Genomic DNA, 16,444 nt, shown 5'->3' with positions numbered 1-16,444 from the left:
ATTATGATTTTGGGATGATAACTTGTGTTTGTTCTCCTGTATTTGTATCCAGGATAGTTACGGTCAATCCGTTTTCTGACGGAAAAATTTCAACAGACAGGCTGCCAAAAGTGTAGCTCCCTTCTGAAATTCCGTTATTTCCAAATTGTTGTGTGAACAGGGATCTGGAAACCAAATTCAGCAATTGTGAGTTCAGGTTTTCAGTAAAACTCTCCAGTTCGGTTTTTGTTTTGGTCGTGACCGTATTATCTTTTAGTTTGTTTTGGGCTTCGGCTGAACTCAGAAGCCACTGGTAGTTAAAAGTATCTCCTCCAAAATTTGGGTTTCTGGGCTTGTAGACCAGATCCTGAGCATTTGCTGCATAGGCCAGCAAAATGATAATTGCAGTTGCTAGAGGTTTCATAATTAATAGAATAAGATTAATACTGAGTGAGATATCGGTTTTGCTTTTCCAGATTTTTCAGATAAGCAGAAGTAACATTTACAGCATCTTCGGCTACGAGACTTAAAAATTCTTCATCGGGATTTACTAAAAACTCATAAATGGGATTAGTATCTATGCTGATCGTAATTTTTGTATTTCTGGCAAAACTCAATTCTTCAGTTATGGTAACAATCTTTTTGGAATTGATTTTCAGATCGCTATACTTAAAAAAATATAAGTCATAAAAATCTTTACCTGCTTTGGTTTTGGTATCATCGGTTACTATCCCGGACAATTCAAAACCGTCTACAGGAACTATTCCTTCATCCTTTTTTTCTTCACCAATGACAATCCTGTCTTTTCCCACCAGTTTTTTATCACTATCATAAAAAAGGAGCATGACAATAACTTCATCATTCTCATTGACATTGATTTGGGTTGATGACAGCTTTTTTGTCTCGTTCGGATCTAAAGTAAAAAGCCCTTCCTGAGCATTATTGGATTGATTGCTGTTTATCTTATTCTTTCTTATTACTGATAATTTATACGATAGGCTTTGAACGATATCGGTTAAATTTTCCGCAGTACCGGTAATCTTTATATTTCCTTCAATTTCTTCCAGGTGTATTTTTGCCTTGACCTGGCTGTTCGTCAGTTGCGAATAGGCGGCAGGAGCAAAAAGCATCAGCATGAAAAAACTATAGGAAAGATATTTTGGCATGGTTTATTGGTTTATTATAATTACCGAAGAACCATTTCCGGACTGTGTGACTTTCATGTCTTTTGAAAGGGAATTGGTTCCATAATTTTGTATGTTCTGATTATTACCTTGCTGGATCATCTGCGTATTCACATCATATTTCGTGTAATAGGTAAAATCCTGAATACCGTTATTTTTCCCGGATTGTATGATATTCTGTGTTATTGTGTTGGCCTGCTTAGAGAGCGAAATAGCATTATCATCACCGTTTTGAAGTACAGAAACATTGACTTCATTCGCTTTTAAGTTTGCATTGAACAAATTGTAATCTCCTATTTGCCGGACCAGAATATCTCCTTTCTGAAACAAGGAATTGGCATACTGTTTTGGATTCATGCTTGAAACCACAAACAGGGTCTCTTCCTTCGAATCAAAGACAGAAGAACTGTATTGATCGAAGCCCGGGTTTTCTTCTTCCTGTGCCAAAGCAACCTGAGAAAAAAGTACCAGGAGCAATAGCTTAAAAAATAAGGGTTTCATAATCTTTTGTTTTATAAAAAATGGGGCTACCTGAACCGGCTGCCCCATTTTTATTCTTCAACTAGTTCGATTGAGTAACGTTGTTGATGTTAGAGTTTCCTTTTTGAACGTTCATGCTGGTTTGGTTGTTACCGCTTTGCATTACGTTAGAATAGTTAAAGTTTCCTATTTGAAGTGTGTTGTCTAAATGACCAAATCCGTTTTGAGTAGTCAGAGCGTCATTTTCCTTACCATATTGATAGTGGCTTGCCTTATTGGCACCGGAAGCAGCTACAGCATTGCTTGTTTGAGTAATTTTAGAGTCGTTCATTTCACCACCCTGGCTAGTGTAGGCAATGTTGAAATCTCCATTTTGAGTTTGTAAAGCATCATTATATCCGTGTGGCATAAATGGCACAGCAACAGCACTTACAAATCCTAATGCTTCTGCACTGAACGGAGCTCCGGATGGCATTTCGTTTCCGCTGGTGCCCTGGTCAATAGTAGCTTTGTTGTTGTTTCCTGTCTGAACCTGTTTTGCCCAATCATGACCGTTTCCGGCAACAGGGTTTAGCTGATCCTGCCAGATAGTAGCCTGGTTGCTGTTTCCTGTCTGAACCTGATAAGCTTCATTGTAAAGATTGTTTTGTGATACAAAAGCGTTGTTTGAGTTTCCAACTTGTTTTACGTCTGCTTTGTTATGATTGGAAGCAGAAGAAAGGTTTGGATTAATTCCTTGTGTAACATTAGAAACGTTGTTGTTTCCTTGTTGTCTTACATCCGAATCCTGATACGATCCTTTTTGATTAACAGCCGAGTTGTTGGATCCGCCCAACTGCAAAACATTGCTGTCATTAAATTGTGCAAAAGAAACTGCACTTACCAGCATCACTGAGATGCTCAAAATCACTTTTTTCATAATAAAAATATTTAATTGGTTATAATTACAATTTAATATTTGGGGGACGAAAAAAGTCTTAGAGGGAAGCTGCTAACAGCTTGTGAATGAAGTATTTTTGGATTACAATTGTGGTATCTTGCTTTTCAAAGTTATTTCTTTTTTCTAAAAAGCAATACGGGAAACCGTAAAAATTACATACTAATTCTTATTTTTCTATGAATTGTTTAAAAAATCGGATGAAATGCATGATTTTTAATTTATACCGTCAAAATTAATTATCAAATTCATATTTACAGGCTATTTATTTAACTTTTTAGTAAGATTAAGAGTTCAATTTATTTTTCACCAAAAATAATATGTAGAATTTTTCTTCTACTTAAAATAGAATATCGTCTGAATTTCAATTATTACCCTCCTATGTAATAGCTAAAAAAAATACCTGCCATTGGGCAGGTACTTTTCAGGTGTTGTGTTGTTGTTTGTAGTATATTATTTTGTAAATAATAATTCTCTGTATTTGGTTAATGTCCAGATTTCATCATCTACCAAAAGCTCCAGCTTGTCGCAGTGCTTTCTGATAATTTCAAAATAAGGCTTCACCTTGTTGCAGTAGGCAAAAGCCATTTTTTCTGTATCAGAAAGGTTATTGGCTTTTTTACGTTCCTGAGTCATTTCTTCTACCTTAGTATTGATTGCTTCGATGTGTCCGGAAATTTCTTTGATTAATGCAATCTGTTCTTTTGCGATGGTTTCATATTCTTTACCAAAGATGTCTTTCAAACCTCTTACATTTTCAATCAAAAGGTTTTGGTAACGGATTGCCGTTGGCACCACGTGATTTCTGGCAATATCTCCAAGAACTCTTCCTTCAATCTGGATTTTCTTAGTATATTCTTCCATTTCGATTTCATAGCGAGCCTCTACTTCCACATGGTTCATTACTCCTAATTCGCCAAACAATTCGATAGCTTTTTTAGAAACTTTTGCTTTTAAAGCCTCAGGAGTCGTTTTATGGTTGCTCAATCCTCTTTTAGCCGCTTCTTTCTGCCAGGCATCGCTATAACCGTCGCCTTCAAAAAGGATGTTTTTTGTTTCTTTGATGTATTCTCTCAAAACATTGAAGATAGCATCGTCTTTCTTCATGTCCTTCCCTTCAATCAAGGCATCAACTTCTTTCTTGAAATCGATAAGCTGTTTTGCTACGATAGAGTTTAGTGTAGTCATAGCATTGGCACAGTTTGCAGTTGAACCTACAGCCCTGAACTCGAATTTATTTCCTGTAAATGCAAACGGAGAAGTTCTGTTTCTGTCTGTATTGTCAAGCAATACATCCGGAATTTTTCCTACTACATTTAATTTAAGGTCTGTTTTTTCTTCAGGAGATAATTTTCCGTTTGATACGCCTTCCAATTCTTCCAAAACTTTGGTAAGTTGTTGTCCGATAAAGACAGAAATAATTGCCGGAGGCGCTTCGTTAGCTCCTAAACGGTGGTCATTGCTGGCTGTAGCGATAGAAGCACGCATTAGTTCTTCATAAGTCTGTACTGCCTTAATCGTATTGATAAAGAAAGTCAGGAACTGAAGGTTGCTCATTGGCGTTTTTCCAGGACCAAGCAAATTCACTCCGGTATCTGTTGCCAAAGACCAGTTATTGTGTTTTCCGGAACCGTTAACTCCTTTGAATGGTTTTTCATGGAACAGCACTTTGAAATCATGGCGTTCTGCTACTTTCTGCATCACATCCATTAATAAAGAGTTATGGTCAACCGCAAGGTTTGTTTCTTCAAAAATAGGAGCCAATTCGAACTGATTTGGTGCTACTTCGTTGTGACGGGTTTTTACCGGAATTCCCAAAAGCATACATTCGTATTCCAACTCTCTCATATAAGAAAGTACTCTTGTTGGGATGGAACCGAAATAGTGGTCATCAAGCTGTTGTCCTTTTGCAGAAGTATGTCCTAATAAGGTTCTTCCCGTCATTAATATGTCCGGTCTTGAGTTTGCCAATGCAGAGTCAATCAGGAAGTATTCCTGTTCCCAGCCTAAGGTAGCGGTTACCTTTTTTACATTCTTATCAAAATAACGGCAAACCGATGCTGCTGCTTCGTCAATAGAGTGTAACGCTCTTAATAAAGGTGTTTTATAATCCAATGCTTCACCCGTATAGGAAATAAAAACAGTAGGAATACATAATGTTGTACCAAAAATAAAAGCAGGCGATGTAGGATCCCAGGCCGTATATCCTCTTGCTTCAAATGTGTTTCTGATTCCTCCGTTAGGAAAACTCGAAGCATCCGGTTCCTGCTGAACCAATTGTCCTCCTCCAAATTTTTCTACCGGGTCGCTGCCATCGAATGAAGTTTCAAAAAAAGCATCATGCTTCTCTGCCGTTGTCCCTGTTAAAGGCTGAAACCAGTGCGTATAATGTGTTACTCCTTTTGACAACGCCCATTCTTTCATTCCAAGAGCAATATAGTCTGCTAATTTTCTATCGATTTTCTTTCCATGCTGTATTGCATCTTTTACACCCTGATAAGCATCCTGCGTCAGGAACTGGCGCATTGCCTTGTCATTAAATACATTGCTACCAAAAATTGCAGATTTTTTCTCCAATTCCTCAAATTTGACAGGCTTTCTTCCGGCTGTCTGCGCTAATGCTTGAAAACGAAATGTCGACATATGAATTGTTTTAGATTTGACTAATTTGATGCAAAGATATAATTTTTGAATAAAAAAATAATTTATACCCCTATTTTTTTAGGGTATAAAATAATAAAAATAAAAATATACCCTAATCACCCCTTAAAAAACAAGCAAAAAAAAGAAAATAAATCTTCATCCCTTTTTACAATATGTATTTCACCTGCCAAATCTTATAACTTAATCTAAAAACTATATAATATTCATTAAAAATGAAAAATCCTACAAATAAATACACATAAATCAACGATTTGTTAATTATGTTAAACATTCCATAACAGAAATACACTTTTCCATTCATTATAATTAATTTTAGAAGAAAGAAAAAAATAGTAACTCAAAAAGATTAATCATGAGCTCAAAAAAATTAGTTATCGGGATTGCAGCCGGAGTTGCTGCTTTAGCCATTGTAGGACTTATAGTCGCAAAAAAGAAATCCAAAAAAGATAAATTTTCAGAAAAGGCCAGAGAAGCGCGGGATAATTTCAAAAGCAAACTGAATGACCTGCAACGAAAAGCAAAAAGAGAATTCAATGATGCTTTGGAAGAAGGTGAAAATTTAGCCAATAAAGCAAAAGATAGAGCCAACGAATGGGCTAATCGTATTACATCATAATTATTTTTAACTGATTTCAGAATCGTCAAACTGCCAAAAACTGAATAACACATGAAAAACCTACCACACAGCTCAACATTAACTGATTTAAATCCAGAGGCTCCTGCCTTTCCTTCACGTGCTAATACACTTACGGACGAAGAGCTATTACCTGAAATTCTGTTTATCACTTCATATCCGCCAAGAGAATGTGGTATTGCTACCTATTCACAGGATCTGATGAAAGCACTGAACAATCAGTATGTAAGTTCATTTTCTTTGACTGTTTGCGCCCTGGAAAACGATCATGAAAGACATCACTATTCTGATGAGGAAGTAAAATATACTTTAAACACTTCAGATCCTTCTTCTTTTAAGGCCATTGCAGCAACAATCAACAGCGATCCTACTATTAAGGTTGTGGTAATTCAACATGAATTCGGGCTTTTCCGCGATCATGAAAGTTTTAATTTGTTTCTCACTGAAATCAAAAAACCTTTGGCTGTCGTATTTCACACGGTCTTACCAAGACCGGATGAGGCATTTAAACAAAAAGTACAGCAGATTCTTGACCGGGCAGATTCGATTATCGTAATGACCAAAAATTCTGAGGCTATACTTTTAGAAGATTATACGGTAGTTTCTGAAAAAATCTCTGTGATTCCACATGGTACCCATTTAGTACCCCACAATGATAAAAATGCATTAAAGGCTAAATACGGGGTTAAGGGTAAAAAAATACTTTCAACGTTTGGTTTATTAAGCTCCGGAAAAAGCATCGAAACTACTTTAGAAGCCTTGCCCAACATTGTTGACAAGAGCCCTGATGTCCTTTTCCTTATTATAGGAAAAACCCATCCGGGTGTCGTTGTTAATGAAGGTGAATCCTATCGCGATTCGCTTAAAGAAAAAATCAAAGAACTGAAACTTGAAAACCACGTTCAGTTTGTAAACAAATACCTTCCTCTGGAGGAATTGCTGGACTATCTTCAATTGACGGATATCTACCTTTTTACCTCGAAAGACCCAAATCAGGCTGTAAGCGGTACTTTTTCTTATGCCATGAGTTGCGGATGTGCCATTGTTTCTACTCCAATTCCCCATGCCAAAGAAATGCTTCAAAATGGCTCGGGACTTACTTTTGATTTTGGAAATTCCAAACAATTGGCCGAAGCCGTCAACCAGTTGATTTATGATATTGGTCTTCGAAAAAATATGATATTGAACGGACTTCACAAGATTATGCACACCGCATGGGAAAATTCTGCCGTTGCGCACGCTATCTTATTCCAAAAAGTATCCGGAGGAAAAATAGAACTGCATTACAGGAATCCTAAACTGAATCTGGACCATATCAAAAAGATGACGACTGAATTCGGAATATTGCAGTTTTCCAAACTCAACCGCCCGGATCCTAATTCCGGCTACACGCTGGATGATAACGCACGCGCGCTTATTGCCCTTTGTCAGGATTATAAACTGACCCGTGATATTGAAGATTTAAAATACATCAGTATTTATCTGAATTTTATTTCTTTTTGCCTGAGTGAAGATGGCAAATTCAAAAATTATGTGGATATCGACCATAATTTTACACCACAAAATAACAGCGTAAATCTGGAAGACAGTTCCGGTCGTGCTATATGGGCTTTGGGATATCTGATTTCACTGGCTCCTATACTGCCTTCAAATTTCACCAAAAAAGCAGAAACTTTATTCCGAAAAGCCATGCCGCAAACTGAAAAGATGCATTCTACAAGGGCGATGGCATTTATTATAAAAGGACTTTATTATTTCAACCGACATATTAAAGATCTTGATTATAAAATTTATATTGAAATATTTGCAGACAGGCTCGTACAGATGTATAAACACGAAAGTTCTGAAAACTGGAAATGGTTTGAAAGCTACCTGACCTATGCCAATAGCGTACTTCCGGAAGCGTTGCTTTGCGCTTATGCTGTAACCGATAATGAAGAATACCGCGAAATTGCTAAAGATTCTTTCGACTTCCTTTTAGGAAATACATTTTCGGAAAACCAAATCAAAGTTATCTCTAACAAAACCTGGCATTTTAAAGGGCAGGAAAAACACAGCTACGGGGAGCAGCCTATTGACGTGGCGTATACTATATTAGCACTCCGAAAATTCCATGATATTTTTAAAGATGAGGAATACCTCAACAAGATGGAAATAGCTTTCAACTGGTTTCTGGGTAATAACCACCTGAAACAGATTATCTATAATCCATGTACGGGGGGTTGTTTTGACGGACTGGAAGAAACCAATGTCAACCTGAATCAGGGAGCAGAATCAACCTTAAGCTATCTTATGGCAAGGCTGACCATTGCGCGCTATTTTGGAAATCCAAATACCATATACTTCCGCAAAAAATTAAAAGCAACCAAACTTTTACTTCTTAAGAGTTAATTATTAATTCGCAAAAAGTCCCGCTTTGAGCGGGACTTTTTTAACTTTCGTGCTTATTTGTTTTATGATGTTAAATGATTAGATAAAAACAAAAGACTGTAGTACAATGCAATACCACAACCTTTAATGATTTTATTTTTGGTTTTAATCTTTAAAAACCATTCAACACAAGAAGCTATGCTGCTATAGTGAGATTCGCAGTAAATTAATGATTATGGTCGTGAGCAATTACCTCTGCCTTCGTAGTACACAATACCAAAGCATCATGTAAGTGTGCCGGTGTTTCCAACTGGATAGTTACGTGATGTATTTTTAAGTGCTCCAAATCGTGTTCTATTTTACGAAGCATAATCTCTCCTGCTTCAACTGTCATTTTTTCATCTACTACCGCATGGCAGGTCAATGCGTTTAGTCCGCTTGTAATCGTCCAGATATGTAGGTCGTGGATACTGATAATACCTTCAGTTTCCAATATTTTTTGTGTTACTTTTTCAACTTCAACATTATCCGGTGTGCCTTCCATCAACACATGTACCGATGATTTCGTAACCAAATAGCCGCTACGCAATACCAACACAGAAACGATAACACTTGCGAATGCATCTGCCCAGACCCAACCAAAAAACATAATGAGCAAAGCCGCGATGATGGCGCCTACCGAACCAAGCATATCACTTATCACGTGCAGATATGCCCCTCTCATGTTCAAATTTTCCTTGACATCTGCACCACGCATCATTATCCAGGCTACAAGCACATTTACGGCCAGACCTATAACAGCGATGATGAGCATTCCGCCGGAAGTAATCTCCGGTGGCTTTTGAAAACGTTCAATAGCTTCATAAATAATATAGACTGAAATCAGTATGAGTGTTGCCCCATTGATAACAGCAGCTAATATTTCAAATCGTTTGTAACCATACGTTTTGCTATAATCTGCTATTTTGCTGCTGAATGTAAAAGCCATCAGAGCTATAAAAAGTGATATGGCATCACTAAGCATATGCCCGGCATCTGCCAGCAGAGCCAGACTGTTTGTAATCAATCCGCCTACAACCTCTATAACCATATAAGCCGTAATAATAACAAGGCTAATGATTAAGGTTTTTTTATTTGTGCTACCAGAATGATTGTGGTCGTGGTCATGTCCCATAACTGTATTTGCTGTGAATTATTTAATGTCGTATTTCTAATTTATTTATGTAATACGATACAAAACTGGCGACAATCTACGTAACTAATGTTGTGGAATTCTTTGATAGATTTGTAAGATTTACCTTTTGTCAAAAAAAAAGAGACCGAAGTCTCTTTTAATTATTTTCTTGTTACTATATTTTCTTCCTTAATGCCATATGCTTTAACTACAGCTTCATAATCTTTATAATCGACTGTCTGAGTTACTGTCTTACCTTTACTTCCTGCAGACCTTGCGAATATTGGGTTTTGCCCAGGAACAACTATAACTCTAAAGAACTGGCCTACACTATAATTTGGGATGGAAGCAAGGTTAATATCAGTTTCTGTCCAAATTTTAGCCTCCGTAGTTGTAAAATCATAGTTATAAGTTAAATATCCTGATATACTTGGATATTCATTATTAGGGAAATAAATATTTTGCGGAATTAATCTCCAAACCGGATTTCCGTTAGTAGTAGTACTTTCCATCCAGTAGATTAAAACTACATCGCCAGAAAAAACTTCACCTGCATTAAACGGGAATATAATTTCTCCTTGTGCATTAAAGCTTTTATTAATATCAAAAACTAATCCGACTGTATCGTTATCAACGCGGTCGTCATCATTGCTACAACCTTGTAATGCCGTCATTCCGACGATAGCTAAAAGTAAAAGTATTCTTTTCATAATATTATTTTTTAATATGTTCATTACTTATGTTTCAAAAATAAGGCCAAAAAAATAATTTTTTAAAAAATAAATGCTAATATTTTCCTACAGCATGATTTTAAAGAAAAAACCTACTATTTTTGTTTTATTTTTTTTAACTTATTCAAAATAAAAACAAAATTCTTAAAATCATGAAAAAAATATTATTATTTTTTACAATACTAATTTCTAATTATCTGTTTTGTCAAGTTACTATAGACGGAATAACAGTAAATAATGTTGGAATTAGTGGCACAACAATTAATTTAGGTACATCATCATCTGTAAGTGTCTATCTAAATGCGGCAGTTAATCTCAACACAGTACCTAGCGATAGTTCTCCCGGAACAATAACAATTTATTACAAAAAGGCTCCTTCACTCCCGGCCATAGTTGCAAATGGTGGAGATGGTGGTTCACTTCTCTTTCTCGGATCGACTTTTGCTATAAAAAGTTTTCGTCTAACTCTTGACAGTGCCCAATTTGATACAACAGGAGGAATACTTTATGCAGAATATAAGACATTTTCAGGTATAATAACTAAAAGCGCAAACATATCTATAAAAAAAGATACTACAAGTGAGCCTGGAGGACAACCTGGTGGCGGTGGAAACGCTTGCCATACCTGTGGTTTTGAACGTATTCCATTTGGAGGCATACCAATATTGCCATGGAATAGCCCAAGCGTTAATACTGATTATTTAAAATGGTTTATTAAAAGACCCTCAGGAGAAACTGTTCCTTATTCAACAGATAGAGGTAAAGAAATTTATGAGCCTGTTCAAATGCATTTAAAAGAAAATCAATCTACCACTAGTCCAACTTATGTATTTAATATATACACTGAAAGGCCATATTCTCGATATGATAATTATATTAAACGTCTTAATATCTCAAACTCAATAGAACAGAATCAAACAATTGAATATGGTGGTACCCCCGAAACTATTATAGGAACAGCAGGAAATGTAAACGGCCAACCAAACAATACTTACCAGTGGCAAGAAAGAGTCGTTGCAGAACATCAAGCTTATGGTGGCTATGCATCATATAATGTTTGGTATAATATTTATGGCTGGAAAAATATTCCAAATGCTAATCAAATAAATTATACTCCTCCCATCAACGCTACTGAGGTCAAAGCTTACAGAAGATTAATATTTGACACTTATAATATTCCAATGTCAAGTAATGAAGTAACAATTTATGTGGTATCTACTGGAGGCATTAACAATACTATATGTTGTGACAAAACTTATTTTTCAAACAACTCAATTGATCCAATCGTTGGGTCTCCTATGCATAATGCTGAATTTTATATTCAATGGCAAAAAGGCATCATAGTTAACAATCAGATTATTTGGTATAACATAGATGGTGCTAATTCGCAAGATTATACTCCTACTCGCCCTGGAGGCAGAAACTCTAGCGGGACCTTTTATTACAGAAGAGCTTTAATAAGTTTGATTAATAACAAATTTTACGTAAGTAATACTACAACTATTATATTCAGCAATGCTAGCGGTAGAAACAGTTCTGAAATCTTAAAAAACAAAGAAATATCAGATATAAATATTATGCTTTATCCAAACCCAAGTTCATCAGTTGTAAATATTGAAAGTGAACATGACTTATCATCTTTTAATGCTAAAATCATAGATGTGACCGGAAGACTCATCCTAAAAAACAACTATGAGTTAAGCGGATATTCAACTCAATTAAATATTTCAGATCTGCCGACAGGGATCTATACTATCATAATAGAAAATGGTCAGGACAAAATAATTAAAAAGCTAATAAAAAAATAAACAGTAATAAAAAAATTTGTAAAGATTAATTACCACTACTCTTTCGTTTTTGCTTTCAAATAATTTTGCAAAAAAGAACTCAAATCTACTTTATGCAATTTCTGCGTTTTATTGATAAATGGCTTTCTCGAAAAATTTTCATTGGTTACATAATAATGGAATCCGTCTTGTGTAGCAATACCTTCAATCTGATGAAAAGGCAATCGTAGTTTAATTCTTCTTTTATTTCCGGTAAAAAAATCGGTTCCGTGAAAATCATACAAGAGATATAAAAAAGGCTTGAGGTGTTTTGAGTAGCCGCACAAAACAATGGTACTTTCTGCTTGTAAAAATACCGCACCCGTAACTAATCCACGAATGTCATGTACTGTTTTTAGTTGGGCAACATGATTTCCCGGAGTTTTAGGCAATGAATAGAGGGCCGTTTTTTTGGATGTCCATTGTTTGGTAAAAATATAAATACTGTCTTTTGAAACTACCATAGCCTCGCCGTCATAATCGGTTTGGTTGGCTTTTGATGGTATGAGGAGATTGGCCTGGTCTGAATAACGGAAAGAGATAGTATCTATGACAGGGTTTATGGCAAGGGATTTCTTTTCAATTCTTAAAATATGCAGGTCCGTTCTGTTACCGCCCACATTGTTGCCAAAATCGCCTATATACAGATAACTGCTGTCCTGGGAGATTTCTTCCCAATCTTTATTGACTACTTTTTTTAGTCCATAACTTTCCTGGATATTTCCCGAAATGGTACCAATTCCATAAATAACCGTGTCTTTATCATCATTATGTGTCCATAATTTTCCATTCCAAAAAATCAATCCCGAAGTTTCGTGTAATTTTTCATCCAGCTTTTTTGAAAATTCAGGTCGAATTGCTGCTCTTTTATATTGGCAACTCCCGTCATTTATTGTTGCTTCCGGATTGTAATTTTTAGATAACGGGTCTGTACAACCAGAAATTTGCGCTGCCATATCAGCTATAAAAAAAAGATTCAAAAAAAACAGCCAGCCGCAAATCGTTTTCATACTACCCAATTAAATCGTTTTTCCTTTGGCAGTCCTGGCACGTTCAATATCTTCCAATGTCGCACATTTGGTGTTGATTTTTACCTCATCTACAACAAAAGGCAGGTGAATATATTCTACTTCAGAAAGGTCTTCATTTAAATAATCGGCAACGTCCTTCAGGTCATAAAACCAATATTTATCAAATTGTATCTTCTTTATTGAAGCGTCCTTTAGGAGGATTTCTTCTTTTAGCTTCTTTACCATAACAATATCCGCTGATTTCTTTTCCTGCAAATTACGTTATTTGAATTATAGGAATGTTCAGTTTTTAGGTGTTTTAACAAAAAAAGACTTCTGCTAGGAAGTCTTCTATTTGATGAATTTTGCATCTCTGCGTTTTTGCGAGCAGCTGTTTTCACGCAAAGACGCAGAGACGCTAGTTAGGGTATAGCACATTTCGATGTAAGGTTTCTAAACTTAGCATCTTGGAACCTTAGCAACTTAGCACCTCTTTCTAAGATGTCAAAAAGTAATCAATTAATATCTCATTTTCTTGTTTCCAACGAATCCATCCTGATTTTATGGGATTTCCGTCATCATCACAATGCGAGCCCGTAAAAATCTGAATCCAGTCGCCTTTCATAGACTTGACCTGAAAGCAATCTTCGCCATCAAAAGGAATTGTTCTGGCTGAATCATTAGGTTGTGCTTTGATTTCTTGCGGGAAAGAATTTCGGGAAATCATAAATGCATTTTTCAGAAAACCTTCCCAAGTATCCAAGTCAACCGATTTTGTCTTTCTTATCCAGTAAGACTCACCGGTTTCGTTATTTACGATTACCTCAATCCAAAAACGTTCTTCTGATTTGCATCGGAAAACCAATTGGTCATAGTCCAAAAAGAAACCTTCCGGTTTCAGCCATTTTTCAACTGATTCAATATCGCGTATGTCAGGGCTTCCTGTTACTTCGTCCTGGTAAAACTGAATAATCTGTTTTGGCTCTTTATCATAAGCGGCTGCATACAAATTCAAAACAGAGTTACTTGTATATTTTATAGTTGCAATTCCAATTCCTAATTCTGATTGTGCGGTTGCATTGACTGCAAATAGAATAAATAGTGCTTGTAAAAATTTCATTATCAGGGCATGCTTGTTTTTGATAGCATACTACAAAGAACGCTCTAAAAAACTTTTTATTTTGTTTTTTAAGAAACTGTTATTTCTTTATTATTAAGGCTTATTGGGCTGTTGCGTTGTTTACTTTAAATATTTTGGAAAAAAACAACACATGATAAGGCAAGGAATTTTCCCAATATTCCCAAGTATGGGCACCCGGCCGTTCTGTATAATCATGCGGCACCTTACTGTAAACCAATCTCCTGTGTAATTCCCTATTAGGCCCAATCAGAAAATCATCAACACCACAGTCAATAATAAGAGGCAGACCGTTTGCTTTCATTTTATCTATCATATTCAACACTGCATGTGCGGCATATACTTCCTGAGGTGCTCCCTGAGACCCAAAAACAGGTTCCATCAATTGGTCAATTCTCTCCGGTGTATCGATTCCCATATTTTTCATGGTTCCCATGTCAACAGCTCCGCTCATACTTCCGGCTGCCGCATATATGTCCGGGTGTTTGGCTGACAAATACAACGCGCCATGTCCTCCCATTGACAATCCGGTAATAACCCGGCCTTTTTTCTCATTGATTGTCCTGTAGGTCTGGTCTATTTTCTGTACGACTTCTTTAGTAATATAGGTTTCGAACTGGCTGCCTTTATTGGCGGGACTGTCCAGATAGAAGCTAAACGTTTCGCCTTCCGGCATGACAATGATAATATCATACTGGTCTGCCAAATTCTTAACCGTCCTGTTTTTTGATGTAACATTTAGCCAGTCTCTGAAATGTCCGTAAGCACCATGCAGCAAATATACAACCGGATATTTCGCCTTGCTTTTTGCATATGAATTAGGAAGGACAACTGCCGCATTATAGGTTTTGTTCATGGCAACACTAGGAATTGCAAGCGTGTCTACCTTTGCCGCCTGAGAGGCCAACCCATAGAATAAGAAAACGGCACTCCATAGTAATTTCAGATTTTTCATAACATTATTTTTCAGGTTAATGATTCCGTTGATGTTTGCAGTCGTTAGCTATCCTTACCTTCCATTGATTTTACGTGATTCAGATAGTTTCTGATTTTAGAATCAAGTTCTGCAGGATATGCATAGCCCAGTTTTTGCGACATTGCGGTTCCCAGTTCTGTACCTATATCTGCATAGGCAAACAAGGCACGCCAATTGTCCTGTATGTCACTGCCGGAAAAAGTGGCTTCTATCTTTTTCCACATTTCGGGAGAAAGGTACTTTTTAAACAATCTCCCTTTTTTATTGGTTGATACATTCCAGTTGTGCTCCAGCCCTATATGCCATTCTATCATTTTCTGGAAGTATTGCGTTCTCATATTGTCTTCAAGCATGAATTTGGCATAAAAAAGATCATCGCGCCACAGGCATTTCGCCACATAGGTCATGTCCCACCAAAAATCATTAAATAGGGTTGTAAACTCCTGTTCTGTAGGTTTTTTAACCATAACCGCATTATAGGTTGGCGGCTTCATGTTTTTTGTAATGTCGTCTTTGTCCAGCAGTACCTTATAGCCTACATCCCAATCTTCCTGCAATTCTTCATTGTTTACTTCTTCGAGAAATTTATCTACGGAATAGATTTTATAGTCCACTTTGGTATAATCTTCATAAAAAACCATGCGCATGGCGTGTTTGCCTTCAAATGCTTCTTCGTTTTCTACAATCATGGCTATTTTTTTGCCGAAATTCTCTACCCAACTATCATCTGACAAGAACTGTTGCAGGTTACTCACGACAAACTCAATATCCAAATCGCTAAACTGGTCTACCGGAGCATAGGGATTAACAAGCGAACTTGTTAGTAGCACCGCCCTGATGTCATCATTCGATGTCGCCCAATCCATGATTTCCATTAATTGGGTTTCTCTTTTGTTTTCCATTGTGCTAAATCGTATCCAGGGTTCGTTTTGTAAGGTCGCTTTTTTCTGCATCGCCTGTATTAAGTGTCGATGCAGGTTCAAACAGCAAAACAGATACTTCCTGTGGCGCTACAGGCCTGTGTTCAACTCCGCGTGGTACAATCAAAAATTCGTTCTCTTTGAGTTCAACGGTCTTATCCCGAAATTCCATGTTGAATTGGCCTTTGACCACCAAAAACATTTCGTCTTCATTGTCGTGTTTATGCCATACAAATTCACCCTGAAATTTTACCAGTTTGACATGTTGCCCGTTTAATTCTCCAACAATTCTTGGGTTCCAGTAATCGTTAAATAAAGAAAGCTTTTGGGCGATAGTTACTTTTTCCATTTTCTTCAGACTATAAAGACGAAGTTATAAAAAATAACGCTTGATTGAACCCACTCTTTTCCAATCGTTATC

Annotated in this window: 16 protein-coding genes; 3 read left to right on the top strand and 13 right to left on the bottom strand. The window is 36.6% G+C overall.

Going from position 1 to position 16,444, the window contains the following annotated elements; genetic code table 11:
* Position 1 precedes the first annotated feature (1 nt).
* The 5 genes from B0G92_RS07875 to B0G92_RS07855 all read right to left on the bottom strand — a co-directional run bounded on the left by B0G92_RS07875 (position 2) and on the right by B0G92_RS07855 (position 5,223).
* Positions 2 to 403 carry a curli production assembly/transport component CsgF gene (locus B0G92_RS07875; protein WP_056070260.1) on the bottom strand — a complete coding sequence of 134 codons (402 nt, stop codon included), beginning with the start codon at positions 401 to 403 and terminating at the stop codon, positions 2 to 4.
* A gap of 16 nt (positions 404 to 419) precedes the next feature.
* Positions 420 to 1,145, bottom strand: a complete 726-nt coding sequence (locus B0G92_RS16775) for a curli production assembly/transport protein CsgE (RefSeq protein ID WP_245867738.1) — start codon at positions 1,143 to 1,145, stop codon at positions 420 to 422.
* 3 nt (positions 1,146 to 1,148) lie between these two features.
* Complete coding sequence (locus B0G92_RS07865; RefSeq protein WP_121366413.1) at positions 1,149 to 1,664, bottom strand: hypothetical protein; 516 nt, start codon at positions 1,662 to 1,664, stop codon at positions 1,149 to 1,151.
* A 61-nt stretch (positions 1,665 to 1,725) separates the two neighbouring features.
* On the bottom strand, positions 1,726 to 2,562 hold the full coding sequence (locus tag B0G92_RS07860; RefSeq protein ID WP_101471699.1) for a hypothetical protein: 837 nt from the start codon (positions 2,560 to 2,562) through the stop codon (positions 1,726 to 1,728).
* Positions 2,563 to 3,033: 471 nt separating this feature from the next.
* The gene (locus B0G92_RS07855; protein ID WP_101471698.1) at positions 3,034 to 5,223 is read right to left on the bottom strand and encodes a glutamine synthetase III family protein; all 2,190 of its coding nucleotides are present in this window, start codon (positions 5,221 to 5,223) and stop codon (positions 3,034 to 3,036) included.
* Between the two features lie 373 nt (positions 5,224 to 5,596).
* On the opposite strand from B0G92_RS07855, the gene B0G92_RS07850 reads away from it, so the two are divergent.
* Both B0G92_RS07850 and B0G92_RS07845 read left to right on the top strand, forming a co-directional pair.
* Complete coding sequence (locus B0G92_RS07850) at positions 5,597 to 5,860, top strand: hypothetical protein (protein WP_101471697.1); 264 nt, start codon at positions 5,597 to 5,599, stop codon at positions 5,858 to 5,860.
* Between the two features lie 51 nt (positions 5,861 to 5,911).
* Positions 5,912 to 8,269: a glycosyltransferase gene (locus tag B0G92_RS07845; protein WP_101471696.1), complete on the top strand. Its 2,358-nt coding sequence runs from the start codon at positions 5,912 to 5,914 to the stop codon at positions 8,267 to 8,269.
* Between the two features lie 205 nt (positions 8,270 to 8,474).
* On the opposite strand, the gene B0G92_RS07840 is transcribed toward B0G92_RS07845, so the two are convergent.
* Both B0G92_RS07840 and B0G92_RS07835 read right to left on the bottom strand, forming a co-directional pair.
* Positions 8,475 to 9,422 carry a cation diffusion facilitator family transporter gene (locus tag B0G92_RS07840; RefSeq protein WP_101471695.1) on the bottom strand — a complete coding sequence of 316 codons (948 nt, stop codon included), beginning with the start codon at positions 9,420 to 9,422 and terminating at the stop codon, positions 8,475 to 8,477.
* A gap of 161 nt (positions 9,423 to 9,583) precedes the next feature.
* The gene (locus B0G92_RS07835) at positions 9,584 to 10,132 is read right to left on the bottom strand and encodes a hypothetical protein (RefSeq protein ID WP_056070204.1); all 549 of its coding nucleotides are present in this window, start codon (positions 10,130 to 10,132) and stop codon (positions 9,584 to 9,586) included.
* Positions 10,133 to 10,305: 173 nt separating this feature from the next.
* Between B0G92_RS07835 and B0G92_RS07830 the strand changes: the two genes are divergently transcribed.
* Positions 10,306 to 11,961 carry a T9SS type A sorting domain-containing protein gene (locus B0G92_RS07830; RefSeq protein ID WP_101471693.1) on the top strand — a complete coding sequence of 552 codons (1,656 nt, stop codon included), beginning with the start codon at positions 10,306 to 10,308 and terminating at the stop codon, positions 11,959 to 11,961.
* 35 nt (positions 11,962 to 11,996) lie between these two features.
* Here the strand turns inward: B0G92_RS07830 and B0G92_RS07825 are convergent, their stop codons facing one another.
* From B0G92_RS07825 to B0G92_RS07800, 6 genes are all read right to left on the bottom strand, one after another.
* Positions 11,997 to 12,989: a hypothetical protein gene (locus tag B0G92_RS07825; protein ID WP_101471692.1), complete on the bottom strand. Its 993-nt coding sequence runs from the start codon at positions 12,987 to 12,989 to the stop codon at positions 11,997 to 11,999.
* A 9-nt stretch (positions 12,990 to 12,998) separates the two neighbouring features.
* Positions 12,999 to 13,265, bottom strand: a complete 267-nt coding sequence (locus tag B0G92_RS07820; protein ID WP_143395003.1) for a hypothetical protein — start codon at positions 13,263 to 13,265, stop codon at positions 12,999 to 13,001.
* Between the two features lie 220 nt (positions 13,266 to 13,485).
* Positions 13,486 to 14,109 (bottom strand): hypothetical protein, encoded by a 624-nt coding sequence (locus B0G92_RS07815; protein WP_101471690.1) that lies wholly within the window; start codon positions 14,107 to 14,109, stop codon positions 13,486 to 13,488.
* 100 nt (positions 14,110 to 14,209) lie between these two features.
* Positions 14,210 to 15,082 (bottom strand): alpha/beta hydrolase, encoded by an 873-nt coding sequence (locus tag B0G92_RS07810; protein ID WP_101471689.1) that lies wholly within the window; start codon positions 15,080 to 15,082, stop codon positions 14,210 to 14,212.
* Between the two features lie 44 nt (positions 15,083 to 15,126).
* Positions 15,127 to 16,005, bottom strand: coding sequence for an AadS family aminoglycoside 6-adenylyltransferase (locus B0G92_RS07805; protein ID WP_101471688.1), 879 nt, complete (start codon positions 16,003 to 16,005; stop codon positions 15,127 to 15,129).
* 4 nt (positions 16,006 to 16,009) lie between these two features.
* Positions 16,010 to 16,372 carry a cupin domain-containing protein gene (locus B0G92_RS07800; RefSeq protein WP_056070185.1) on the bottom strand — a complete coding sequence of 121 codons (363 nt, stop codon included), beginning with the start codon at positions 16,370 to 16,372 and terminating at the stop codon, positions 16,010 to 16,012.
* Positions 16,373 to 16,444 lie beyond the last annotated feature (72 nt).

Source organism: Flavobacterium lindanitolerans, assembly GCF_002846575.1.
In the GTDB taxonomy this organism is placed as follows: Bacteria; Bacteroidota; Bacteroidia; order Flavobacteriales; family Flavobacteriaceae; genus Flavobacterium; species Flavobacterium lindanitolerans.
This window is presented reverse-complemented; position numbering and strand designations above follow the sequence as displayed.